Origin of the sequence: Gluconacetobacter dulcium, assembly GCF_014174165.1 — a bacterium.
Taxonomy (GTDB): domain Bacteria; phylum Pseudomonadota; class Alphaproteobacteria; order Acetobacterales; family Acetobacteraceae; genus Gluconacetobacter; species Gluconacetobacter dulcium.
The window spans coordinates 117,783-141,984 of sequence record NZ_JABEQN010000005.1 but is presented as its reverse complement, the minus strand read 5'-3'; the positions used below and the strand labels follow the sequence as shown (position 1 = coordinate 141,984).

Here is a 24,202-nt window from a genome sequence, read left to right as displayed (position 1 = left end):
CGCGCGACCCGTCATGGCGTCTGCCGGGCAGACATTTCCGGGCGACGGAGAACGGCGGCGGCGCTTCCGGCTGCCGCGTTCGGCGGGCCTGCGCTTCTCGCTGGGCTATGGGCTGCTGTTCGCCCTGTCGTCGATCCTGTTCATGTCGTTCATCTGGTGGGGCACCATCGGCTTTCTGGAACGGCAGGTGGAAACCGCGATCAATGCCGACGCGCGCGCCCTGAGCCAGCGCTGGACCGAAGGCGGCCTGCCGACGCTGGCGCTGACGATCGACGACCGGCTGGAACAGAATCTGGATGACGACGCGATCTATCTGATGGTGGACCCGACCGGCCACCGCCTGGCCGGGAACCTGTCGGAATGGCCGGCCCAGGTGGTGCGCAGCGACCGGTGGTATTCGCTGGAGGTCACCCGCGCGGGCATGCGCGACACCGCGCAGATCCATGCCTTCGACCTGCCCGGCGGCTTTCGCCTGCTGGTAGGGCGCGATATCCGCGCCCGCGCGGTGCTGCGGCGGCTGCTGACGGACTCGCTGCTGTGGGCGTGGATGATGGTCACGCTGCTGGCGATCAGCGGCGCGGCGCTGGTGCACAGCATGTTCCGCCGCATGATCAAGTCGGTGGCGCAAACCACGCAGGCCATCGCGCATGGCGACCTGTCGCGCCGCATGCCGCTGGTGGGCAACGGCGACGAACTGGACCAGGTGGCCGAGGCGATCAACGAGATGCTGGACCGCATCGTGCGCCTGATGGACGGCGTGCGGCAGGTCTCCAACGCCATCGCCCACGATCTGCGCACCCCCATCACCCGCGCCCGCACCCAGCTTGAGGATGCCGCGCTGCACGCCCGCGACACCGGGGAGCTGCGCGCGGCGGTGGAGCGCGCGGTGGGCGACCTGGACAATGTCACTTCGGTGTTCGAGGCCCTGCTGCGCATCGCGCAGATCGAGGCCGGGTCCCGCCGGTCGGCCTTCGCGCCGTTCGACCTGGTGCCGCTGCTGGCCGATATCGGCGACCTGTACGAAGCCGTGGCCGAGGAGCGCCAGATCCATCTGGTGCTGCGCCTGCCGCCCAGCGTGCCCTTTTACGGCGACCGGGCGATGATGCAGCAGGCGGTGGCCAACCTGCTGGACAATGCCATCAAATTCTCGCCCGCGGGCGGTACCGTGACCCTGGCCGCCGCGCTGGGCCCTGCCCTGCCCGGCCTGGCCATGCCCACCCCGACCCGCGACGTGGTATCCATCGCCGTCACCGACGAAGGGATCGGCATGAACGAGGCCGACCTTGCCCGCGCCTCGGAACGGTTCTTCCGTGCCGAAGCCGCGCGCAACACGCCGGGCGCCGGGCTGGGCCTGTCGCTGGTGCAGGCGATCGTGCAACTGCATGGCGGCACGCTGCGCCTGTATCCGCGCCAGCCGGGGCTGGCGGTGCGGATGGTGATGCCGGTGCCGCGCGAAGCCCCGCGGGCCAGCCGACTGCCCCGGCGAAACGCCGCCCCGACCCCGGCTCCGTCTCGGGTAACGGAGACTTCACGATCGCCCCATGAGGGGGACACATGACGAACCCTAGGCTCGATTTCATGAATTCACAGCCCCTTGCGATCACGGCGCTGGCGGTCATGAGCCTCTGCCTGTGCGGCCAGGCTCCCCCACCCGACATGGAAGCCTCAATGACAGCAGGTGACCATGAGGCGGCGCAGCCCAGCCATCCGGTCGTCGTCACCAGCGACAGCCGCGCCTTCTGCAACCGACTGGCCGCCGCCATCGACGCCTATGGACCGCCCCTGCGGCACGATGTCGACGATCTGCGCGCCCAGGGCACGCATCTGTGCCAGGAAGGGAAAGTCCGTTCGGGAATCGTTCAACTGCGCCGCGCCCTGATGGCGCTGAAAGAAGATACGCATTCATGACCGCGTTCCGTTGCCTTGCTCTTGGGGCCTGCGCCCTGACCGCCGCGACCCTCGTGCCGCTCGCCGCCTCCGCCCAGGACATGCCGCCCGACCAGGGGCCGGGCATGCCGGAAATGCTCCCCCGCCACGCCCCGGCCGGCACCGCGCTGACCCTGTCGGGCACCGGCACCGTCCATGCCGCGCCCGACCAACTGACGGCCACCCTGTTCGCCGAGGCCAGCGCCGCCAGCGCCGCCGCGGCCCAGGCGCATGTGAATACCCTGGCCAACACGGCCATCGAGGCCGGCAAGGCCGGCAACTTCACGACCGTGACCGAGAATTATTCGGCCGATCATAACGACGGCGGCAAGGCCCCGGCCTGGACGGCGCGCCAGACCATCCGCCTGACGGGCGCCGACGGCGCGGCGCTGCTGACGCTGGTCGGCCAGCTTCAGGCCAAGGGGCTGGCCCTCAGCGGCCTCGACTGGTCGCTGTCGCCCGACCTGCGCGAGAGCCTGATGCGCCAGGCCGAGGCCGCCGCCCTGACCGATGTGCGGCAGCGGGCCGACGCCGCCGCCAAGGTGCTGGGGCTGAAAGTCGCCTCGATCCGCTCGATCTCGCTCTCCGACCGGGGCATGCCGCGCCCGATGCCGATGATGATGATGGCCCGCGCCGCTTCGGCCCCCGTGGCGCCCGAAGCGCCGGCCGAACAGCAGGATGTCTCGGCCAGCGCGTCGGCCACGTTCGTGCTGATGCCGTGAGGGGGGCGTTCTGACCCGGATATTCATAGACGCCGACGCCTGCCCCGTCCGCGACGAGACTTACCGCGTGGCGCTGCGCCATGGGCTGCGCACGTATGTGGTGTCGAACCGGCTGATCGCGATTCCGTCCTCGCCCCTGATCGAGCGGGTGGTGGTGACCCAGGGGATGGATGTCGCCGATGACTGGATCGCCGAGCAGGCCGGCGCGCGGGATATCGTCATCTCGGCCGATATTCCGCTGGCGGCGCGGTGCGTGGCGAGCGGGGCCTGCGTGCTGGACCCGCGCGGCCGGGTGCTGGACGCGGACGCGATCGGCATGGCGCTGGCGATGCGCAACCTGATGGAGGATCTGCGCTCCACCGGGGCGATCATGCAGGGCGGGCGCGGGTTCACCCGTGCCGATCGCTCGACCTTCCTCTCGGCGCTGGACACCGCCGTGGTCCGGGCCAGGAAGGGCGGCGCGGCGGCCGTGCGGCCCCAATGGAGGCCGCCGCCGGATACCGGCGCGGCATAAAAAAAGCCCGGACGCGCCGTCCGGGCTTTTTTCCGTTCAGAGTGCCAAGCCGCTCAGCGGGGCGAGAGCACCATGATCATCTGGCGGTTTTCGAGCTTGGGCATCTGCTCGACCTTCGCCTGTTCGTCCATCTCGGTGCGGATGCGCTCCAGCACCTTGATGCCGAGGTCCTGGTGGGCCATCTCGCGGCCACGGAAACGCAGCGTGACCTTGACCTTGTCGCCCTCGCCGATGAACGACTTCATGGCGCGCATCTTCACCTGATAGTCGTTCTCATCGATGTTCGGCCGGACCTTGACCTCCTTGATCTCGATGACCTTCTGCTTCTTGCGGGCCTCGTTCCGCTTCTTCTGCTGCTCGTACTTGAACTTGCCGTAGTCGAGGATCTTGGCGACCGGCGGTTCGGCGTTCGGGCTGATTTCCAGCAGATCGAGGCCAACGGCATAAGCCCGTGCCAGGGCATCGCGCGTCGGCATGACGCCGAGCATCTCGCCCTCCGCGTCGATCAGACGCACCTGCGGAACGCGGATTTCCTCATTGACACGGGGGCCCTCGCGGTTAGGCGGAGTGGGCATCGGAGGTCTGGCTATGGTCGGCTCCTGTATTTGTCTTCATGTCCGGGGCATTCTGTCGCCCGAGCCCGCCAGGACCGGCGCGTTCGCCTGTCGCGCCCGCGTCTGCGGGATGAAGCGTGGCCGCATCCCGCGCCCTGGGCGGTTTCCATCCCCAGGGCCTGTTCCAGCTATAGGGCCGGAACGGCGCGATGGCTTTCCGGACTGGCCGTTATTGACCCAAACAGGCTATGCAGATCAAGCATTCTCGTCGCATGACCGTTCGATTCAGCCATGCACCGGCAGCAGATGCCCCGCTGTTGCCCCCTGAATGCAGCAGGTCACGGCCCTGTCGAGACGGGAAACGATGGCTGCGCGGGCGATCCGCAGGGCAGGACATGCCCCGGTCACGCTCGAAAGCCTGATTGGAAATGGGGGCTGGTGAGCGAGAGCGGCCCGCAGGGTCGCGGCCGTCGTGCGTTTCCGAGCACCGAAGCGGAGCGGCCTTATGGGCCGTGAGCATCGGAGCGCAGGAAACGCGCGCCGGATCGCCACCAGCGCGCATTCATGCCCCGGTCACGCTCGAAAGCCTGATTGGAAATGGGGGCTGGTGAGCGAGAGCGGCCCGCAGGGTCGCGGCCGTCGTGTGTTTCCGAGCACCGAAGCGGAGCGGCCTTATGGGCCGTGAGCATCGGAGCGCAGGAAACGCGCGCCGGATCGCCACCAGCGCGCATTTACAATCAGGCTTTGCGGCGCAGGTCGGGGGGGAGGGCTTCCTCCGCCAGACTGTCCACCGCCGCGTCCAGCGACAGGACCTCCTGGGCCGCGCCGCCGAGGCGGCGCATGGCCACCGTGCCTTCTTCGGCCTCCTTGCGGCCCACGACCAGGATCACCGGCACCCGCGCCAGGCTGTGCTCGCGGATCTTGGCGTTGATCTTGTCGCTGCGGGTATCGGTCTCGACCGTCAGGCCCGCCGCGCGCAGTCGGGCGGCGACCTGATCGGCATAGGGCGCGGCATCGGTGACGATCGAGGCCACCACCACCTGCACCGGTGCCAGCCACAGCGGGAACCGGCCGGCATATTGCTCGATCAGGATGCCCAGGAACCGCTCGAACGACCCCAGGATGGCCCGGTGCAGCATCACCGGGCGATGGCGGGCGCTGTCCTCGCCGACATAGCTGGCATCCAGCCGTTCGGGCAGCACGTAATCGACCTGCAAGGTGCCGCACTGCCAGTCGCGGCCGATGGCGTCGCGCAGCACGAACTCCAGCTTCGGGCCGTAGAAGGCGCCCTCGCCGGGGTTGTATTCATACGTCACGCCGGCCAGGCGGCAGGCCTCGATCAGCGCGCCCTCGGCCTTGTCCCAGGTCTCGTCGGTGCCGGCCCGCTGCTCCGGACGGTCGGCGAACTTCACGCGGAAGCTCTCGAAGCCCAGATCGGCATAGACTTCGGCCAGCATGCGCACGAAGCGCGCGGTCTCGGCGGCGATCTGGTCGTCGGTGCAGAAGATGTGCGCGTCGTCCTGCGTGAAGGAGCGCACGCGCATGATGCCGTGCAGCGCCCCCGACGGTTCGTAGCGGTGGCAGGCGCCGAATTCGGCCATGCGCAGCGGCAGTTCGCGATACGAGCGCAGGCCATGGCGGAAGATCTGCACATGGCACGGGCAGTTCATCGGCTTGAGGGCGAGGGTCTTGTCCTCGTCCTCCACCGTCGCGATGAACATGTGCTCGCGGTATTTGTCCCAGTGGCCCGAAGCCTCCCACAGCGCACGGTCGACGAGCTGCGGGGTGCGGACTTCCTCATACCCGCCCCGGATCTGGGCGCGGCGCATATAGTCCTGCAACGCGGTGTAGATCCGCCAGCCCTTCGCGTGCCAGAAGATCGAGCCCACGGCCTCTTCCTGGATATGGAACAGGTCCATCTCGCGGCCGATGCGGCGATGGTCGCGGCGCTCGGCTTCCTCCAGCCGGTGCAGGTGGGCGTCCAGTTCCTTCTGGTCGCGCCAGGCGGTGCCGTAGATGCGGGTCAGCATCGGGTTGCGGTGGTCGCCGCGCCAGTAGGCGCCGGCCACCTTCATCAGCTTGAAGGCGGTGCCGATATCGCCGGTGCCGCGCATATGCGGGCCACGGCACAGATCCAGCCAGTCGCCCTGGCGGTAGATCGAGATCGTCTCGCTCTCCGGCAGGTCGCGGATCAGTTCGGCCTTGAAGCGCTCGCCCTTGTTCTCGAAGAAGCGGATCGCCTCCTCACGCGGCCATTCCTCGCGCACGAAGGGGGCGTTGGCCGCGATGATCTCGCGCATGCGGGCCTCGATGGCCGCGAAATCTTCGGGCGAGAAGGGCTCGTTGCGATAGAAATCGTAATAGAAGCCGTTTTCGATCGACGGGCCGATCGTGACCTGGGTGCCCGGCCACAGCGACTGCACCGCCTCGGCCAGCACATGGGCGGCGTCGTGGCGGATCATCTCCAGCGCCGCATCGTCCTTGCGGGTGATGAAGCGCACCGAGGCGTCGTGCGCGATTTCGCGCGACAGGTCCAATTCCTTGCCATCGACCACCATCGCCAGCGCGGCGCGGGCCAGGCCGGGGCCGATGGAGGCCGCCACCGTCGTCCCCGTCACCGGCCCGTCGAAATGGCGAACGGAACCGTCAGGCAGGGTGATGGCAGGCATGATGTCGATGCTCCGATAAACAGGAAGAGCCTGTAATGGCGTCAGGCGACCGAGGCCGCAACCCTCTCGACGCTCAGAAGCGCCAGATCGTCAACCCGCAGCACCCGTACCTGCCCCGGCGCGCGGCCCTGCGGCGCCGTGCGCGCCGGGTCGCTGTCGCGCGAGAACAGGACCGTGCAGGGGCAGCCCATGGCGGCGGCCAGATGCATCGGGCCGGTATCGTTGCCCACCGCCAGCGTCGCGCGGGCGGCGAGGCCCGCGAGTTCGGTCAGGCTGGTGCGGCCGGTCAGGTCCACCGCCTCGGGGCAGGCGGCGCGGACGGTTGCCGCCAGATCGGCTTCGCCCGCCGTGCCGACGATAACCGGCGTCAGCCCGCGTGCCGCCAGCAGACGGGCCAGCGCGCCGAACCGTTCGGCGGGCCAGCGCTTGGCGGGCCGGTGCGGGGCCGCCCCCGGCACCAGCAGGGCATAGGCACCCGGCAGCACCGGGCCACCGCCGGCAAGCCAGGACAGGTCCGGGTCCGGCACATGGTCGATCCCGGCCCGGCGCAACTGGTCGCGCTGGCGGGCGCGGGTGTGCATGAAGTCGCGCTGCGGGTTGTCGTGCGGCCAGGAGGCCCCGGACGCGATGCCCGACCAGCGCGGGCGGCCGGCCAGCCGGAAATAGCGCGAGGACCGGCCGGAGGTCTGGAGGTCGTACACCGCGTCGAAGCCCGCCATCTGCCGACGCAGGCGCATCAGGCCGCGCAGATCCCGCCAGGCGGGCCGGGAATCCACCACCACATGGTCGAACCACGGGGCGGATTCCATTAGCGCCGCGAAGGGCGCGGTGGTCAGGAGGGTGATGTCGGCATCGGGATAGCGGGCGCGGATGGCCGCGAAAGGCGCGAACGCCAGGACGAGGTCGCCCAGCGCCCCAAGCTTGATCACGAGAACGCGCTTCATCGGGTCTGGATAATCCAGAACGTGACCGATGCAAACAGCCCCCCTCCGCGCGTCATGCGCGGCAGGGCGGACCGGAGGCGTACAGGGAGAAAAAACAGGGATAGCCCGGTGCCACCCCCGCGATCCGACACAGGTCGATCACGAACAGGGCGACACCGGGAAAAGGGACGGCAGCGAACGCTCGCCCTTCTTCATGAAAGTTTCCGTGTCTTCTTGGTTCTTCTTGTTCTTCTATCTTCTTGGAGGCGCTTCGGCCCCTTGACCGTCTCTATACCCAAGCCCGATCCGGATGTCGATGTTACACGATCACATATCACGTAATCGTGATAAATCGTGGTGAGGGACGGCCGCCGGCCGATGCGCGGCCGGTTCATTCATGCTAGACAGGCCCCCATGGACATGCCTGTCGCCCGCCCTGTCATCCTCCAGGTTCTGCCCGCGCTCGATGCCGGCGGGATCGAACAGGGCACGATCGACATGGCACAGGCGATCACGCAGGCCGGGGGCGTGGCGCTGGCGGCCTGTGCGGGCGGCCGCATGCTGCCGCGCCTGACCTATGGTGGCGGCATCCATGTTCCGCTGGACCTGCGGGCCAAGAATCCGGTTTCGATCCTGCTGAACGCCCGCCGGCTGGCGCGGGAAATCCGCGCCCGCGGCGTGCATCTGGTACATGCGCGTTCACGCGCGCCGGGCTGGTCGGCGGCGCTGGCCTGCCGGCTGACCGGCGTGCCGCTGGTGACCACCTGGCACGGCGTCTATCGCGAGAACATACCGGGCAAGCGGCGCTATAACGCCGTCATGGCCTCCGGCCAGCGGGTGATCGCCATCAGCGCCTTCATCGCCCGGCGCCTGACCCGCGATTATCGGGTGGGGCCGGACCGTTTGCGCGTGATCCCGCGCGGTGCCGATACGGCGCGCTTCGACCCTGCCGTAGTACGTGGCCCCCGCATCCAGGCGCTGGCCGATCAATGGGGGCTGCCCGAAGATGCCGCGATCATCATGCTGCCGGGCCGCCTCACCCGCTGGAAAGGTCAGGCCCTGCTGCTGGAGGCGTTGACGCGGCTGGAGGCCCAGAGTGGCGGCGAGGGCGGCAGCGGCGATCGCCCCTGGGTCTGCGTCTTCGTCGGCCCCGGCCGGCGGCGCGACCGGTTCGGCGACAGCCTGAAACAGATGGCGCAGGCCCATCCGGCCCTGCGCGGGCGGGTGTTCTTCGCCGGCCACTGCACCGACATGCCGGCGGCGCTGGCGATGGCCGACGTGGTGGTCGTGCCCTCGCTGGAGCCGGAGCCGTTCGGCCGGGTGGTGGTCGAGGCCCAGGCCATGGGCCGCCCGGTCGTGGTGGCGGCGCATGGCGCGGCGATGGAAACCGTGGCGGACGGGCAGACCGGCCTTCTGGTCCCCCCCGGCGACGCCGACGCGCTGGCGGCGGCGATCGGCACCCTGCTGCGCCTGACGCCCGACGAGGCCATGGCCCTGGGCGCCACCGCCCGCGCCCATGTGCTGGCCCACTACACGACCGAGGCCATGCAGCAGGCGACGCTGGCGGTCTATGACGAAATCCTGGGGTCCAGCCTGGCCGACTGGTTCGCCTGGCAGAATGCCCAGCCCGCCGGAGACACGCTTCAGGACCCGGCCCCTTTACAGGAAGCGATCCTTCATACCGATGCCCAATGATCCGTTCCGCGCCACCCCGCCGCGCAAGGCCCCCACGCCGCGTCTGGTTTCATGGGCCCAGAGTGCCGCCCTGTTCTGCTTCGGTGCCAGCATCCTGCTGGAATTCGGCCAGGCGCAATGGCACTGGCCGCTGTTTGGCCGGGGATGGCCCATTCTGGGGCTGGATATCGTCGGCGCGCTGCTGATGGCGGCATCGCTGGTTCTGCTGCGGACGAGCCGCAATCGCTGATCTTTCCGCTCTTTCCGCTCTTTCCGCATACGGGCTATTGTCATGACCGACTCCCCTCCCCCCCTGACCAAAGTCCAGAAGGCCGAGATCGCGCGGCAGGAGCGCCTGGCGCGCGAGGCCGCGGCCCTGCGGGCCAACCTGCGCCGCCGCAAGCAGCAATCCCGCGCCCGCGCCGACAGCACCGGCGACGAGACCGCGCCCGCCCCCGCCGCCGGGACCACGGACAGCGGGAGTTGATTGCGGTCAGGCCCGGCCTTCGCTAGTGGTCTGCGCAGAGACGAGAAGACATTCGCCCCACGCGACGCAAGGGACCGCACATGCCCATTATGCCCGATAGCTGGATTCGACGCATGGCCCAGGAGGGCGGGATGATCGAACCCTTCGTGGAACAGCAGAAGCGCGAGGGCGTGATCTCCTACGGCCTGTCGTCCTATGGCTACGACGCGCGGGTGGCCGAGGAATTCAAGATCTTCACCGATGTCGACAACGCCCTGGTCGACCCCAAGGATTTCGCGTCCAACAGCTTCGTCACCCGCACGGGGCCGACCTGCATCATCCCGCCCAACAGCTTCGCGCTGGCGCACACGGTGGAATATTTCCGCATTCCGCGCGATACGCTGGTGGTCTGCCTGGGCAAATCGACCTATGCGCGCTGCGGCATCATCGTCAACGTTACGCCGCTGGAGCCCGAATGGGAGGGCCAGGTGACGATCGAGATCAGCAATACCACCCCGCTGCCGGCGCGCATCTACGCCAATGAAGGCATCTGCCAGTTCCTGTTCTTCCAGGGCGCTTCGCCCTGCGAGGTCAGCTATGCCGATCGCGCGGGCAAATATATGGGCCAGCGCGGCGTCGCCACCCCCCGGATGTAGGACACCCGCCATGGACCGTTTCATCATTCACGGCGGCCACCGGCTGCGCGGCGACATCGTCATCGGCGGCGCCAAGAACGCGGCGCTGAAGCTGCTGGTCGCCGGCCTGCTGACCTCGGAGCGGCTGGTGCTGCGCAACGTGCCGCGCATCGCCGACATCACGACCATGCGCCGCCTGCTGGAACAGCACGGCGTGACGGTCGAGGATATCGAAGGCGACGGCGGCACGCTGGCCGTCGGCGGCGGCATCACCAACACGGTGGCCCCCTACGACATCGTGTCGCAGATGCGCGCCTCGATCCTGGTACTCGGGCCGCTGCTGGCCCGCTGCGGCGAGGCCCGCGTGTCGCTGCCCGGCGGCTGCGCCATCGGCACCCGCCCGGTGGACATGCACCTGAAGGGGCTGGAGGCGCTGGGCGCCGAGATCGCGCTGGAAGGCGGCTATATCAACGCCCGCGCCCCGCGCGGACTGGTGGGCGATCGCATCGTGCTGCCGTTCGCCTCGGTCGGCGCCACCGAAAACCTGCTGATGGCCTCCTGCCTGGCGCGCGGGCGCACCGAGATCATCAACGCGGCGCGCGAGCCGGAAATCGCCGACCTCATCACCTGCCTCAACAGCATGGGCGCGCGCATCACCGGCTCGGACTCCGGCACGCTGACGATCGAGGGCGTGGAAGCCCTGCACGGCACCACCCATAGCGTGATGCCCGACCGCATCGAATGCGGCACCTATGCCTGCGCCGCCGCCATCACCGGCGGCGACCTGCGCCTGATCGGCGGCCGGGCCGACCATCTGGGCGCGGTCGTCCGCACGCTGGAGGAAGCGGGCGTGGAGGTGTTCCAGGAAGACGACGCCCTGCGCGTGCGCCGCACCGGGGCGCTGCGCGGCGTGGATATCATGACCGAACCCTATCCCGGTTTCCCGACCGACATGCAGGCCCAGTTCATGGCGCTGCTGTCGGTTGCCGAGGGGGCCTCGATGGTGACGGAGACCATCTTCGAAAACCGCTTCATGCATGTGCCGGAACTCAACCGCATGGGCGCGCGCATCAACGTCCATGGCTCGTCCGCCATCATCCGTGGCGTGCATTCGCTGTCGGGCGCGCCCGTCATGGCGACCGACCTGCGGGCCTCGTTCTCGCTGATCCTCGCCGGACTGGCGGCGCATGGCGAGACGATCCTGAGCCGGGTCTATCATCTGGATCGCGGCTACGAAGCCGTGGAGCGCAAGCTGGCGCAGTGCGGGGCGCATATCGAGCGGGTGCGGGAATAGCGGCCTCCTGACCTTCCCCATGACGCGGTGCCGGCGAAGCGTGCCATGACCGATGGTCCGCTTTGATCCGGCGAGGCCGCCGTCCTGACCGCCGCCCACCGAAGACCCTGTGTGGCCCCGCCCTTTCCGATCGTTCCGCCGGGCTGTGTCGTCGGAACGATCGGAAAGGGCGGGGCCAGGGGGGGCATCCGAATGGCGCACCCGCAAGACCAAAGGCACCGGCACCGGATCCGGTGTCAGTTCCGTAGCGGGATGGACGAGGGAGCGTCGGAAACCGGCGCCCTTTCAAGCCACGGGAACAGAATACGAAATTATCCCATTTATTATTCAAAAGTGCATAAACTGAGGCGTATCATTCTCAGGGCGTAAACCCATTGTAATTTTATTACAAAATTGCGCGAACACATGTTTGTTTTTTGAATGCGCATCCTTGCTATGCACAATTGGCATAATTCAAGAACGAAGAAGAATCCGCTCCATGACCCATGTCGCCGAAACCCTTCAGAATACGAAGACTGAATCCGCTGAAGGGACGGCAGGGGCTCCTGTGATGACAGCACGAGGCAGGATCCGGGCGGCCGCGCAGGTTGCCAGCGGCAACATGCTGGAAATGTACGACTTCATGGTGTTCGGCTATTACGCCGCCGCGATCGGCCGTGCGTTCTTTCCGTCCGGGGATGCGTATGCCGAACTGATGATGTCGTTCGCGACCTTCGGCGCGGGTTTTCTCATGCGGCCGCTGGGGGCCGTGATTCTGGGGGCCTATGTCGATCGCATCGGCCGGCGGAAGGGGCTGATCCTGACGCTGGCACTGATGTCGATCGGCACGCTGACGCTGGCCCTGACCCCGGCCTACGTCCAGATCGGCCTGCTCGCTCCGCTCCTGGTGCTGTGCGGGCGTCTGTTGCAGGGGTTCTCGGCTGGCGTCGAACTGGGATCGACCTCGGTGTATCTGGCGGAAATCGCCACGCCGAAGACCCGAGGGTTCGTCGTGTCGTTCCAGTCGGCGTCGCAGCAGGTCGCCGTTGCGGCGGCGGCCGCGATCGGCGTCGCGCTGACAACCGTCCTGAGCCCCGATCATATGACGGCCTGGGGATGGCGCATCCCGCTTCTGATCGGGTGCCTGATCGTTCCCGTCCTGTTTTTCCTGCGGCGCAACCTTCAGGAAACGGAAACCTTCAAGCACACCCGCACCCCGCCGCGCATGGCCGAAGTCCTCCGGACCATTCTCGTCGAATGGCGCATCATCGGGACGGGAATCCTGATGGTCCTGATGACGACGACATCTTTCTACGTCATCACGGCCTATACGCCGGCCTTCGGCAGCCGCGTCCTGCATCTGTCGACACGGGCCAGCCTGCTCGTCACGCTGTGCGTCGGGCTTGCCAATTTCATTCTTCTGCCGGCTTTCGGCGCCTTGTCCGATCGTATCGGGCGGCGCCGGTTGCTGATCGCATCCACGGTGCTGGCCTTGCTGACGGCATGGCCCGTGATGCACTGGCTGGTGGCCGCCCCGAGCTTCGAACATCTGCTGGCGGCCGAAATCTGGCTGGCGGTCATCTACAGTGCCTATAACGGGGCCGCGGTCGTCTACCTGACCGAAATCGTGCCGCCGCGTATCCGGACGACCGGCTTTTCCCTGGCATACAGCCTGGCGACCTGCATCGGCGGCTTTACGCCCACGATCTGCACCTGGCTGATCCATACGACCGGCGACCGGGCCATGCCGGGAGCGTGGTTGTCCCTGGCGGCGATCTGCGGGCTGGTCGCGGCCCTGGTCTCCCGGCCGTACGCGCGCTGACACGGTCGCGTCATCATGAATGATCCGACCGGGCCGCTGAACGCGCACGCCCCTTGCCTCCGTTGCCGGCGATCGGTGTACCGGCCTTTTCTGGCCGTGACAGGCGTGATGCTGGTACTGACCGGAGAAAATGCCCTGCATGCGCGCGGCGCGCATGCCGCTGACGCGACATCGCCTTCCGGCGTGGATGTGGTGGCGCTTGCCAATCTGGTACGGGCACAAGCCAGGCAGATCCATGATCTGCAAGCCAGGCTGGCGGCGGTCGAAACCCGGACACGGCATGGGGAAGAACCGGGGAGACACGCCGTAAGCCACCCTGCCTCGTACCGTCCCGGAACCACGGCGGGATCGCCGGCGGCCCCTGCGCGGCTGGTCGATGCCGCATCACGGCCGGGGCCACGGACCGTACCGACCGGTGCCCAACAGGGGCGGACGGCACCGCCGGCGGTCATGACGGCCGCCGCGACACCTGACGGATGGGTCCAGCCGCGCATCGGAAACGATGGCACGTCGATCCATATGGTCTATCCGCTGCAAGCCGCCCCTCCGGGCAGTCTGGGGGCCGTGTCGGCCATGCCGTCGGGATCGTCGCCGGTACTGGGCGTGGAATCCTCGATTCCGTATTCGGGCCGGACGACGAAGGTCGGTGGCCTCATACTGAAATGGGGCAAGGGCCTGCCTGAAATCACGACGCCGGACGACCAGTATTCCTTCAAGATGCGCGGCCGGATTCTGGCTGATTATGGTGGGGCCTTCGGATCGCGCTACCAGGATCAGAATGTGTCACGCACGATCCTGCGTGCCGTCCGCCTGGGCGTCGAAGGACGGGCCAAGCAGCTTTCATGGGTGTTCGAAGGCGATTATTCCGACAATGACGTGACCGTCGTCAGCGCCTACGCCACATGGAGCGACCGGATGGCCGGACATCTGGTCGAATATACCCTGGGCAACAAATTCAACGAACGCGGGTTTGACGGGTCGACGGGCTCGGCGGAATCCGTGTTCCTGGATCGGGATATCGTCGCGAATGCCATCCTGCCGGTCAAAGGCTGGTACGGGCTGGGCGGGGCGTTCAAGATATTCGGCAAATCCTGGCATGTTGCGGCACAGATTACCGGCGACGACGTCAATTCCGCGAATGCCGACCAGAACCTGCGGGACGATCTGACCTATGAACTGCGGACCCACTGGATTCCGTGGCGGAACAAGGACGGCCTGATCCATCTCGGTGCGTGGGGTTTTTACGAAGACGTCAAACCCGGCGCGAAATTTTCGCAGCGGATCCGGATACTGGCCCGCACCGACGACGCCTTTTCCGCGCGGATCAATACGATCCCCCTGGCAAACTCCGCAGCCGGCGGCCTGGAACTGTTCGGCATCTGGAAAACGTCGTGGATTCTGGGCGAATACGGGGTACGCCATATGCAGTTTCGTCGCAGCTTCGGGGACGTGTCATTCGGCGATCATACAGGCACCGTCCAGGCCGCGAGTGTGCAGGCAGGGCTGTTCCTGACCGGTGAAACCCCCAATTATTTCGCCCATACCGGCCAATGGGCGGCACCGCGCGTTCTCGATCCGGTCACGGATGGCGGCTGGGGTGCCTGGGAGGTCGCGCTCCGCGGAGACTGGCTGGATGCCTGGTCCGTACCGGGCGGCAGTCGCTCGTCATCCGTAACGGCCGGCATCAACTGGTACCTCGTGAATTACATGCGGATGATGCTCAATTATACCCATGCCCATGTGAACAATAAGTCCGGCCCCTATCCGGGAGCCACCGGCGGCAATATCGTGGGCATGCGCATGGGGATCACGTTCTGAAGCCAAAAACCGTCGCGCGGGCGGCATCGCACGTCCCGAGACGAAACGCCTGAAGGAATCAGGATTTTCCCGTTCCTTCCTGCGACGGGCCTTCCTGCGACGGGGCGCCGTCGCTCCTGCCCGGCAGCGCGATGGCGCTGCCCACGAACGCCACGGCGATTCCCAATGCCAGCGGATGAAACACCCCCATCAGCACCAGGGCGCCGGAAGCCGCCAGCAAGGCGAACGCGGGCACGTAGGGAAACCCCGGCACCGTCCAGGCCAGATGCGCGCTGCCGTCGCGTCGGCGCAGCCGGAACAGGCTGGCCATGGTCAGCACATAGACGATCAGCGCGCCGAATACGGACAATGTGACGAGTGACGCCGTCAGGGACTGTCCGCCGAAGCTGGCGAAATCGTCGCAGAGAATGGCGGCAATGCCGACCGCACCGCCCGCCAGGGTGGCGACCCACGGCGTGCCGAGCCGCGCGTGCCGTCGGGCGAGCAGGCGCGGCAGCCCGCCATCACGCGCCAGGGCATAGATCTGTCGCGAATAGCCCATGATGATACCATGCAGCGATGCGATGAGCCCGAACAGGCCCAGCCAGACCAGCATGTGGACATAGCCGCTGTGCGGCCCGACGACGATCCGCATCGCTTCCGGCAGCGGGTCGTTGCGGTCGGCCAGCGCGCGCCAGTCGCCCACGCCGCCGGCCAGCACCATGACGCCCAGCGCCAGGGCAACCAGCGTGAAGATCGCGGCGACATAGGCCAGCGGCAGGGTCCGGTGCGGGTCGCGTGCCTCCTCGGCCGTCAGCGCCACGCCCTCGATCGCGAGGAAGAACCAGATGGCGAACGGCACCGACTGCGCGATGCCGCCAAGCGCCGCGAATGACAGGTGTCCGCTGCCCGCCCAGCCGCCATCGCTGAAGCGCGCCATCGAAAATCCGGGCCAGACGATGCCCATGAAGACCAGAAGCTCGATAATCGCCGCCACCGTCACGAACAGTTCGAACCGCGCGGCCAGATGCACCCCGGCGACATTCAGCGCCATGAAGGCGCAGAACGCCCCCGCCGCCGCCAGGGTCGGCGACAGAGAAGGATATTGCACATGCAGATAAGCCCCGATGGCCAGCGCGATGGCGGGCGGGGCGAAGACGAATTCCATGACCGAGGCGATGCCCGCGACCAGCCCCGCCCGCCGCCCGAACGCGGCGGTGACATAGACGAACGGGCCGCCCGCGCGCGGCATGGCGGTCGTCAGTTCGGTGTAGGAGAAGATCAGCGACAGATACATCAGCGCGACGGCGAGGGTCGCAACCAGAAAGCCGAGCGTGCCGGCACTGGCCCAGCCATAGCTCCAGCCGAAATATTCGCCCGAAATGACCAGTCCGACGGCGATGGACCAGAGATGGATCACGCCCAGATGCCGGGGCAGCGCATCGCCCTCGGTCGTCATGGCGTGGCGGGCGGCAGGCGTGCCGACATGCTGTCATCCTTGAGGGCAACGCCGCTGCGCCCCAGCGCCCGCGCGCCGCGCAGCAGTCCGGCGAGGCGAAAGGCGGCTTCGTCATGATTCATGCCGCCATGGGCATGGATGTTGGAGAGGCAGTTGCGTTCGGAATCCATGCGGCCGATCCGCGGGCCCCAGGTCAGGTAGAGGCTGAGGCTGTCCGCGGCACTCAGGCCCGGCCGCTCGCCGATCATCATGACGACGCAGCGTGCGCCGATCAGGGCGCCGATCTCGTCACCCAGGGCGACCCGCGCATTGTGGGCGACGATGACGGGGCCGATGGTCCATTCCGGCAACGCCACCCGCACGGCCTCCAGCACGCCGGGCGCCTGCCGCGCCGCCGCCAGCGCCGAAAGCCCGTCGGCGATGACGAACACAACGTCGCAGGGCGCATGCGGCAGGCGCGTCGCATCCTGCGCGCGCAGGCGGCGCCCCAGATCCGGGCGGCGCACGAAGACGCCACGATCGGGCGCGCGGCTTTTCACCTCGATAAACGGTTCGCCCAGCGCAAGCCGCGCGGGGTCGAGCGTGGCATGAACCGCGCGGCGGGCGGCCGCATGCGCCGCCTGCAACGCGCGCACCTCCCTGCCCGCCAGGGCGTCGCCCGTCCGGCCGAGGCCGATGCGGGCATGCGTCAGGCCACGCAGCGTGGCCCATGGGTCGGCGGTGAGACCTGTCCCGCGTCCCTCAATCATGCGAGCCACTCATGCGGGCCAATCAAGCGGGCCAGTCATCGCGTGGGTCATTCGCGCGCGTCATTCAGGAAGCCGGGGAGCGCGCGTGGCGGATTGGCGCTCAGGCGGCGCGCGCCGTCCAGCAGGGCCATCCGGTCCAGCCAATGTTCGAATTCCGGCGCGGGCGCGACGCCATAGATGGAACGCAGGGTCAGGATATCGTGGTAGGAGAGGCTCTGGTAATTCAGCATCACGTCATCGCCTCCCGGCACGGCAATCAGGAAATTCACCCCGGCCGCCGCCAGCAGCATCATCAGGTCGTCGCTGTCGTCCTGGTCGGCTTCCGCATGGTTGGTGTAGCAGACATCGCAGCCCATCGGCAGGCCCATCAGTTTGCCGCAGAAATGATCTTCCAGGCCAGCGCGAATGATCTGCTTGCCGTCATAAAGATATTCGGGGCCGATGAAGCCCACGACGGTGTTGACCAGCAGCGGCGCGTATTCCCGCGCCACGGCATAGGCGCGCACTTCCAGCGTCTGCTGGTCCACCCCGAAATGCGCATCGGCGGAAATCGCCGCCCCCTGGCCGGTCTCGAAATACATCACGTTCTCGCCCACGCTGCCGCGCCGCAGGCTGCGTGCCGCGTGATGGGCCTCGTCCAGCAGGGCCAGCGAGACGCCGAAACCCTCGTTGGCGCGCTGGGTGCCGGCAATGGACTGGAAGACCAGATCGACCGGCGCCCCGCGCTCGATCATCGCCAGGCTGTTGGTGATGTGGGTCAGGACGCAGCTCTGCGTCGGGATGTCGTAGCGCAGGCGCACGTCGTCGAGCATCCGCACGAGCATCATCCCGGTCTCGATCGAGTCGGTGGCCGGGTTGATGCCCAGCACCGCGTCGCCCGCCCCCAGCAACAGCCCGTCCAGCAGCGCGGCCGCGATGCCGCGCGCATCGTCGGTCGGGTGATTGGGTTGCAGCCGCGACCCCAACCGCCCCGTCAGCCCCTGCGTGTTGCGAAAGGCGGTCACGACGCGCACCTTGCGGGCCACCGCGATCAGGTCCTGGTTGCGCATCAGCTTGCTGACCGCCGACACCATTTCCGGCGTCAGGCCGCGCGCGAGCGCCCCCAGGGCGGCCGTGTCGGCCTCGTAGCCCAGCAGCCAGTCGCGCCACTGCCCGACCGTCATATGCGCGACGGGCGCGAAGGCCGCCGCATCGTGCCGTTCGACGACCAGCCGCGTGACGTCGCACTGTTCGAAGGGAATGACGGCCTCGTTCAGAAAATGCCGCAGCGGCACATTGGCCAGGGCCTCCCGCGCCGCCACCCGCTCGACAGGATCGGCGGCGGCCACGCCGATCAGTTCGTCGCCCGATCGCAGCGGCGAGGCCCTGGCAAGCAGGGTGCGCAGATCGTCGAACCGATAGCGTTCGCCCTGAAGGGTCGCGTGAAACACCATGGAGCCGTCCGTCGTCGTCAGATCCGCAAGCCAGGGCGTGGCGCGCCCCCCGTCATTCCTCTGTAAGCGGCCCGTTGGCAGGGCGGCAAGCGCCGTATTCCGCCAGCCGTGGCCGCGCGGCCCTTCCTGTCGGGGGAGGGAATGTGATAAGCCGCACCGCACCTGGCGCCTGGACGCGGCCCTGGCGGACCTGCCGCCACCGCACGGGGGCGCGCTTGTAGCCGGAGTTCGCATGACCGCCCCAACCCAGGACACGACGCTTCCGGACACGAAGCTGGTCCTCGCCCTGCCCAAGGGCCGCATCCTGAAGGCCGCCGCCCCGCTGCTGGCCGGTGCCGGCATCCTGCCCGCCCCGGATTGCCTGGACGAAGGCAGCCGCCGCCTGCGCTTCCCGACCGACGACCCGACGCTGGACGTGGTGCGCGTGCGCTCGTTCGATGTCGCGACCTTCGTGGCCTTCGGCGGGGCGCAACTGGGCATCTGCGGCGCCGACGTGCTGATGGAATTCGACTATCCCGAAATCTATGCGCCGCTGGACCTGCGCATCGGCGCCTGCCGCGTTTCCGTCGCCCGCCCCAAGGGCCAGGGCGAGGGCGACAACCCCGCCCGCTGGTCGCGGGTGCGGGTGGCCACCAAATATCCGGCCATCACCCGCCGCCATTTCGCGGCGCGCGGCATCAATGCCGATATCGTGCATCTGCATGGCGCGATGGAACTGGCCCCGGTGCTGGACCTGTCGCACCTGATCGTCGATCTGGTCGATACCGGGTCCACCCTGCGCGCCAACGGGCTGGAGGAAACCGAGACGATCGCCACCGTCACCAGCCGGCTGATCGTCAACCGCACGGCGCTGAAGACCCAGCCGGAACGGATCGGCGCGCTGATCGCGCGCTTCCGCCAGGCGCTGGCCACGCCCACCACCGCCGAGACCCAGCCCGCATGAAACGCCTCGACAGCACACAGCCCGATTTCCGCGCCGCCTTCACCCGCCTGCTGGCCGACCGCGAGGGCGACACCGCCCGCGTCGACGCCCCTGTGACGGAGATCCTGGCCAGGGTGCGGGCCGAAGGCGATACGGCCCTGTGCGCCTATACCGAGCGGTTCGACCGCATGGCGATCACGCCCGACCGGCTGCGGGTGACCGAAGCCGAGGTCGCGGCGGCCTGCGCCCAGGTCCCGCCCGCCCTGCTGGATGCGCTGGACGTGGCCGCGACACGGATCGAATCCTTCCATCGCGCCCAGTTGCCCGCCGACCTGCGCTATACCGACGCCGAGGGCGTGGAACTGGGCATGCGCTGGACGCCGCTGGACGCGGTGGGGCTGTATGTGCCCGGCGGCACGGCGGCCTATCCGTCCTCGGTACTGATGAATGCGGTGCCGGCGCGGGTGGCAGGCGTCGAGCGGCTGGCCATGTGCGTGCCGACGCCCGACGGCGTGCTCAACCCGCTGGTGCTGGCCGCCGCCCGCCGGGCCGGCGTCAGCGAAATCTATCGCGTCGGCGGGGCGCAGGCCGTGGCGGCGCTGGCCTACGGCACCGCCACCATCCGGCCGGTGGATCGCGTGGTCGGCCCCGGCAATGCCTATGTGGCCGAGGCCAAGCGCCAGGTCTTCGGCCGGGTGGGCATCGACAGCATCGCCGGCCCGTCCGAGGTGGTGGTGGTGGCCGATGCGGGTGCCGATGCACGCATCGTGGCGCTGGACCTGCTGGCGCAGGCCGAGCATGACGCGCTGGCCCAGTCGATCCTGATCACCACCGACGCCGCGCTGGCCGACCGCGTGGCGGCGGCGGTCGAGGCCGAACTGCGCACCCTGCCGCGCGCCGCCATCGCCGGGGCAAGCTGGGCGACGCATGGCGCCATCATCCTTGTGCGCGATCTGGACGAGGCGGCGGCGCTGATCAACGAGATCGCGCCCGAGCATCTGGAACTGCTGCTGGCCGAGCCCGAGGCACTGTTCGCGCGCGTCCGCCATGCCGGCGCGGTGTTCCTGGGCTATCAGTGCGCCGAGGCGATCGGCGATTACGTGGGCGGCCCCAACCATGTGCTGCCGACCAGCCGGACGGCGCGTTTCGCCTCCGGCCTGTCGGTGTTCGACTTCCTCAAGCGCACCACGTTCATCGGTGCGGGGCCGGATGCGCTGCGGCGGATCGGCCCGGCGGCGGTGGCCCTGGCGCGGGCCGAAGGGCTGGATGCCCATGCGTTGAGCGTGTCGACCCGGCTGGACGCGCTACGCCCCGGCACGGACAAAGCTTGACCGCAGCCCCGACAGACCGCACATATCCGCCTGCATTTCATCCGCCCGGACGCTGGGCCGCCCCAATAGGGCGGCCCAGCGTCCATGCCTGCTTCCCGACTTCCGGCCCGATGCCGGCCAACCAGCACGATCGAAGGATACAATGTCGAAAGAAGACATGATCGAATTCAGCGGTACGGTCACCGAACTGCTGCCCAATGCCATGTTCCGCGTGAAGCTCGATAACGAGCACATGATCCTGGCCCACACCAGCGGCAAGATGCGCAAGAACCGCATCCGCGTGCTGGCCGGCGACCGGGTGAACGTCGAAATGACCCCGTACGATCTCTCCAAGGGTCGCATCACGTTCCGCTTCAAGTAAGGCACCATCCTGTGTCCGACAGTGCCACGGGACCAGGGCTGATCCTGGCTTCCGCTTCGCCTCGCCGGCGCGACCTGCTGGCGCAGATCGGACTGGTGCCCCGGCGGATCGTCGCCGCCGACCTCGACGAACAGCCCCTCGCCGGCGAATTGCCCCGCCCCTACGCCGAACGTCTGGCGCGGGAAAAGGCGGCGCATGTCGCGGCGATGCTCGACGAACCCGCCCTGGTGCTGGGTGCCGATACGGTGGTCGCGCTGGGCCGGCGCATCCTGCCCAAGGCCGAGGACCGCGACACCGCGCGACGCTGCCTCTCCCTGCTGTCCGGCCGGCGCCACAGCGTGCTGACCGCCATCGCCCTGCGCCCGACCGCCGCGTGGGCCGAAGGGCGGCCCAGCGAACGCACGGTCGTCAGCACCGTCACCTTCGCCCGGCTGACGGACCAGCAGATCGAGGCGCTACTCGATGCCGGCGACTGGCAGGGCAAGGCCGGGGGCTATGCCCTGCAAGGCCATGCGGCGTCGCATATCCGCTTCGTATCGGGCTCGCCCTCCGCCGTGATCGGCCTGCCTCTGTTCGAGGTCGCGCAGTTGCTGCGCGGCCAGAAGGGAGCCTGGCTGCCGTGACGGCGCGGATCCTCGCCGCCAGCGCGCCGGGCGAGATCCGCATTGCGGTCACCGACGACGCCGGCCTGTGCGACTATGCCCTGTGGCGACCGGGCTGGCCGGACGGCGTGGGCGACCTGCATCGCGGCCGCGCCGGCGCACGGCTGGCGGCCATGGGCGGCACCTTCATCGACCTTGCCGACGGCACGTCCGGCTTCCTGCCCGACTCGGCAGCCCCTGGCCCGCTGGCCGAGGGCGACCCGGTGCTGGTACGGATCGTACGCGCCCCGCAGGACGGGAAAGGCGCGCGCCTGTCCGCCACCGGCCTTTCCCTGCCAGAGGGGCAGAGCCTCGCCGGCCCGCCCGCCCTGCTGGCACGCGGCCCGACGCCGCTGGACGCTCTGGCCACCGCGTGGCCCGACGCGCCGATCGTCATCGACGATGCTGCCCTCGCCGCCCGCCTGCCCGCCGGGCTGCGCCCCAGGGTGCAGCGCGAACGCCATGCTTTCGACGCCGAGACCGAGGCCGCCTGCGCCGCGCTGGCCGAACCCTCAGTCGTGCTGCCGGGGGGCATGCGGGCCACCATCACCCCCACGCCGGCGCTGGTCGCCATCGACATGGATGGCGGCACCGCCAGCAGCGACCGGCGCACCAAGCAGACGGCGCAGTTCGCCGCCAATCGCGATGCCCTGCCGGCCCTGCTGCACCAGATCCGCCTGCGCAACCTCTCCGGCGCGATCGTGATCGACGTCGCGGGACTGGCCATCCGCAAGCGCCCGGCCCTGCATAAGACGATCGAGGCCGCTCTGGCACGGGACCCGCTGCGCCCGCGTTTCCTCGGCTTCAGCGCCCTTGGCCTGGCCGAAATCATGCGCCCGCGCATCCGCCCGCCGCTGCATGCGTTGCTTGCCGACGCACCGGGCCGGATGCTGCGGATGCTCGATGACTGGTCGCGCCAGGTCACCGGCCAGCCGGGCCGGGCACCGGGCCTGCGCGTGGGCGCCGATCTGGCCCGCGCGCTGGAGCACGATCCCGGCGCCGTCGCCGATGCGGCCCAACTGTCCGGGCACCAACCCGTCTGGCGGCTGGACCCGTCCCTGTCCCCTCTGAGCTGGACGCTCGACCATGCCTGATCCCGACATACTGGCTTCCACCCCCGCACGCCTGCCCCCCTGCCCGATCTGCGGCCGGCCGGGCGAGACGGCGTTTCGCCCTTTCTGCTCAAAGCGATGCAGCGACATCGACCTGGGTCGGTGGTTCACGGAAAGCTACCGCGTGCCCGACCAGAGCGGCGGCGAACAAAACTTCGACGAAAACGATCCGAGACGGGTTGATCCCGACGAAGAGGTGGGATAGATCACACCCCCACGGCGGCACGATCCCGATCGCACCGCCCGCGCCGGTCACGGCCCGGTGCCCAAGTAGCTCAGTTGGTAGAGCATGCGACTGAAAATCGCAGTGTCGGTGGTTCGATTCCGCCCTTGGGCACCACGCATTTTCTTTGCCCTTCAATTTCAATAGGTTGCGGGCTGTTTTTGCCCCACTGCACGGCGTTCTCGCCTAAGTGGGACATTTCGCCCTTGCGATCCGCTGCCTGAAGCCGGGCCAACGCGCTTTGCGCCAGCCGCTTCTGATCCGCGCCGAGGGTGTATCGCTGCACTTCCTTGAGCGAGCGATGACCGGTCACGGCCGCGATTTCGTGGTAGGTGCAGCCAAGTTCAGCCAGGCGCTTGGCCGCTGCCTTGCGCAGGCCATGCGACGCGCAATGAGGCAGTCCGGCTTCATTGCACCATTCACGGAATTTGTTGCCGAAGCTCTCCGCCGTGTAGGGCGTGCCACGCTCCGACAGAAGGAATGCCTGCCCGCTGCTCGCGCCAGGCGTCGCAGCGATGATCCGCGCCAGTTCCGGCACCATGGGCAGGGTCAGCGTGACGGGCTTGCTGCGCCCGTTCTTCACCTGGGTGAAGGTCAACAGGCCGTCATGCAAGTGGCGTGGCCCCAGCCGCACGACATCGCTCCGACGCTGGCCGGTATAGAGCGCCACGGCAAACGCGAGACGCGCCTTGCTGCCAACAGGATGAGTCGCCTCGTATTGCTCGACCTCGGCCGGCGTCCATGAGTGGAAGCCATCGCCGCGAGAACGGATATACTCGACCTCTCGGGCCGGATTGCCCTGCACCAGGCCGGCCAGAACCCCATGCTTGAAGACGGCCCGGAGCGCCTTGACGATTGCGTTGCCTGCCTCGGGCTTGTCGGGCTTCTGGTCGCGCAATTTGCGGATATGCTTCGGTTCCATCTGGTCGGCAGGCCAGTCACCACAGCGTTCGCACAGGCCGTCCAGGATCAAGCGCCTGACATGGCGTGTCCGGG

23 protein-coding genes, 1 tRNA gene and 1 pseudogene are annotated in these 24,202 nt (G+C 68.3%); 18 read left to right on the top strand and 7 right to left on the bottom strand.

All coding sequences use genetic code 11. The features are described 5' to 3' along the window. Positions 1–13 precede the first annotated feature (13 nt). The 4 genes from HLH25_RS06000 to HLH25_RS05985 are packed head-to-tail and all read left to right on the top strand — an operon-like array spanning position 14 to position 3,162. A complete protein-coding gene (locus HLH25_RS06000; RefSeq protein WP_182973205.1) occupies positions 14–1,558 on the top strand; it encodes a sensor histidine kinase in 1,545 nt (514 codons plus the stop codon). A 20-nt stretch (positions 1,559–1,578) separates the two neighbouring features. After that, positions 1,579–1,908 carry a hypothetical protein gene (locus HLH25_RS05995; RefSeq protein WP_114726011.1) on the top strand — a complete coding sequence of 110 codons (330 nt, stop codon included), beginning with the start codon at positions 1,579–1,581 and terminating at the stop codon, positions 1,906–1,908. Beyond that, positions 1,905–2,648: an SIMPL domain-containing protein gene (locus HLH25_RS05990; protein WP_182973204.1), complete on the top strand. Its 744-nt coding sequence runs from the start codon at positions 1,905–1,907 to the stop codon at positions 2,646–2,648. The genes HLH25_RS05995 and HLH25_RS05990 overlap by 4 nt, the downstream gene beginning before the upstream one ends. Before the next feature lie 10 nt (positions 2,649–2,658). Then, complete coding sequence (locus tag HLH25_RS05985) at positions 2,659–3,162, top strand: YaiI/YqxD family protein (protein WP_182973279.1); 504 nt, start codon at positions 2,659–2,661, stop codon at positions 3,160–3,162. A gap of 53 nt (positions 3,163–3,215) precedes the next feature. Here the strand turns inward: HLH25_RS05985 and infC are convergent, their stop codons facing one another. The 3 genes from infC to HLH25_RS05970 all read right to left on the bottom strand — a co-directional run bounded on the left by infC (position 3,216) and on the right by HLH25_RS05970 (position 7,329). After that, positions 3,216–3,737 carry a translation initiation factor IF-3 gene (gene infC / locus HLH25_RS05980; RefSeq protein ID WP_114725527.1) on the bottom strand — a complete coding sequence of 174 codons (522 nt, stop codon included), beginning with the start codon at positions 3,735–3,737 and terminating at the stop codon, positions 3,216–3,218. Positions 3,738–4,453: 716 nt separating this feature from the next. Then, a complete protein-coding gene (gene thrS, locus HLH25_RS05975; RefSeq protein WP_182973203.1) occupies positions 4,454–6,385 on the bottom strand; it encodes a threonine--tRNA ligase in 1,932 nt (643 codons plus the stop codon). Between the two features lie 41 nt (positions 6,386–6,426). Further along, a complete protein-coding gene (locus HLH25_RS05970; RefSeq protein ID WP_182973202.1) occupies positions 6,427–7,329 on the bottom strand; it encodes a glycosyltransferase family 9 protein in 903 nt (300 codons plus the stop codon). A 393-nt stretch (positions 7,330–7,722) separates the two neighbouring features. Between HLH25_RS05970 and HLH25_RS05965 the strand changes: the two genes are divergently transcribed. From HLH25_RS05965 to HLH25_RS05935, 7 genes are all read left to right on the top strand, one after another. Then, positions 7,723–9,003: a glycosyltransferase family 4 protein gene (locus HLH25_RS05965; RefSeq protein ID WP_182973201.1), complete on the top strand. Its 1,281-nt coding sequence runs from the start codon at positions 7,723–7,725 to the stop codon at positions 9,001–9,003. Then, a complete protein-coding gene (locus HLH25_RS05960) occupies positions 8,993–9,232 on the top strand; it encodes a hypothetical protein (protein WP_182973200.1) in 240 nt (79 codons plus the stop codon). Before HLH25_RS05965 ends, HLH25_RS05960 begins: the two co-directional genes overlap by 11 nt. Positions 9,233–9,274: 42 nt before the next feature. Beyond that, positions 9,275–9,469: a hypothetical protein gene (locus tag HLH25_RS05955; RefSeq protein ID WP_182973199.1), complete on the top strand. Its 195-nt coding sequence runs from the start codon at positions 9,275–9,277 to the stop codon at positions 9,467–9,469. A gap of 80 nt (positions 9,470–9,549) precedes the next feature. After that, the gene (dcd, locus tag HLH25_RS05950; protein WP_114725515.1) at positions 9,550–10,104 is read left to right on the top strand and encodes a dCTP deaminase; all 555 of its coding nucleotides are present in this window, start codon (positions 9,550–9,552) and stop codon (positions 10,102–10,104) included. A gap of 10 nt (positions 10,105–10,114) precedes the next feature. Further along, a complete protein-coding gene (murA, locus tag HLH25_RS05945; RefSeq protein ID WP_182973198.1) occupies positions 10,115–11,377 on the top strand; it encodes a UDP-N-acetylglucosamine 1-carboxyvinyltransferase in 1,263 nt (420 codons plus the stop codon). Positions 11,378–11,927: 550 nt separating this feature from the next. Next, positions 11,928–13,178, top strand: a complete 1,251-nt coding sequence (tcuC, locus tag HLH25_RS05940; protein WP_182973197.1) for an MFS transporter — start codon at positions 11,928–11,930, stop codon at positions 13,176–13,178. A 108-nt stretch (positions 13,179–13,286) separates the two neighbouring features. Further along, positions 13,287–14,996 (top strand): porin, encoded by a 1,710-nt coding sequence (locus HLH25_RS05935; RefSeq protein ID WP_182973196.1) that lies wholly within the window; start codon positions 13,287–13,289, stop codon positions 14,994–14,996. A gap of 58 nt (positions 14,997–15,054) precedes the next feature. On the opposite strand, the gene eat is transcribed toward HLH25_RS05935, so the two are convergent. Genes eat through HLH25_RS05920 form a run of 3 tightly spaced genes read right to left on the bottom strand, consistent with a single transcriptional unit; the run spans position 15,055 to position 18,616 of the window. After that, positions 15,055–16,434, bottom strand: a complete 1,380-nt coding sequence (gene eat, locus HLH25_RS05930) for an ethanolamine permease (RefSeq protein WP_182973195.1) — start codon at positions 16,432–16,434, stop codon at positions 15,055–15,057. After that, complete coding sequence (eutC, locus tag HLH25_RS05925; protein WP_182973194.1) at positions 16,431–17,183, bottom strand: ethanolamine ammonia-lyase subunit EutC; 753 nt, start codon at positions 17,181–17,183, stop codon at positions 16,431–16,433. The genes eat and eutC overlap by 4 nt, the downstream gene beginning before the upstream one ends. Before the next feature lie 47 nt (positions 17,184–17,230). Continuing rightward, positions 17,231–18,616: an ethanolamine ammonia-lyase subunit EutB gene (locus tag HLH25_RS05920; protein ID WP_182973193.1), complete on the bottom strand. Its 1,386-nt coding sequence runs from the start codon at positions 18,614–18,616 to the stop codon at positions 17,231–17,233. A gap of 232 nt (positions 18,617–18,848) precedes the next feature. Here HLH25_RS05920 and hisG point away from each other — a divergent pair, with 232 nt between their 5' ends. The 7 genes from hisG to HLH25_RS05885 all read left to right on the top strand — a co-directional run bounded on the left by hisG (position 18,849) and on the right by HLH25_RS05885 (position 23,323). Next, a complete protein-coding gene (gene hisG, locus HLH25_RS05915; protein WP_182973192.1) occupies positions 18,849–19,559 on the top strand; it encodes an ATP phosphoribosyltransferase in 711 nt (236 codons plus the stop codon). Further along, positions 19,556–20,869 carry a histidinol dehydrogenase gene (gene hisD, locus HLH25_RS05910; RefSeq protein ID WP_182973191.1) on the top strand — a complete coding sequence of 438 codons (1,314 nt, stop codon included), beginning with the start codon at positions 19,556–19,558 and terminating at the stop codon, positions 20,867–20,869. The genes hisG and hisD overlap by 4 nt, the downstream gene beginning before the upstream one ends. Before the next feature lie 142 nt (positions 20,870–21,011). Next, positions 21,012–21,230, top strand: coding sequence for a translation initiation factor IF-1 (gene infA / locus HLH25_RS05905; protein WP_003622234.1), 219 nt, complete (start codon positions 21,012–21,014; stop codon positions 21,228–21,230). Between the two features lie 11 nt (positions 21,231–21,241). Continuing rightward, positions 21,242–21,853 (top strand): Maf family protein, encoded by a 612-nt coding sequence (locus HLH25_RS05900; protein ID WP_182973190.1) that lies wholly within the window; start codon positions 21,242–21,244, stop codon positions 21,851–21,853. After that, a complete protein-coding gene (locus HLH25_RS05895; protein ID WP_182973189.1) occupies positions 21,850–22,965 on the top strand; it encodes a ribonuclease E/G in 1,116 nt (371 codons plus the stop codon). Before HLH25_RS05900 ends, HLH25_RS05895 begins: the two co-directional genes overlap by 4 nt. Beyond that, the gene (locus HLH25_RS05890) at positions 22,958–23,188 is read left to right on the top strand and encodes a DNA gyrase inhibitor YacG (RefSeq protein WP_220791702.1); all 231 of its coding nucleotides are present in this window, start codon (positions 22,958–22,960) and stop codon (positions 23,186–23,188) included. The genes HLH25_RS05895 and HLH25_RS05890 overlap by 8 nt, the downstream gene beginning before the upstream one ends. A 59-nt stretch (positions 23,189–23,247) precedes the next feature. Then, a tRNA-Phe gene (locus HLH25_RS05885) sits at positions 23,248–23,323 on the top strand. Between the two features lie 211 nt (positions 23,324–23,534). Here HLH25_RS05885 and HLH25_RS20745 read toward each other — a convergent pair. Then, a pseudogene (locus tag HLH25_RS20745) lies at positions 23,535–24,128 on the bottom strand (tyrosine-type recombinase/integrase); the annotation flags it as partial. Positions 24,129–24,202 lie beyond the last annotated feature (74 nt).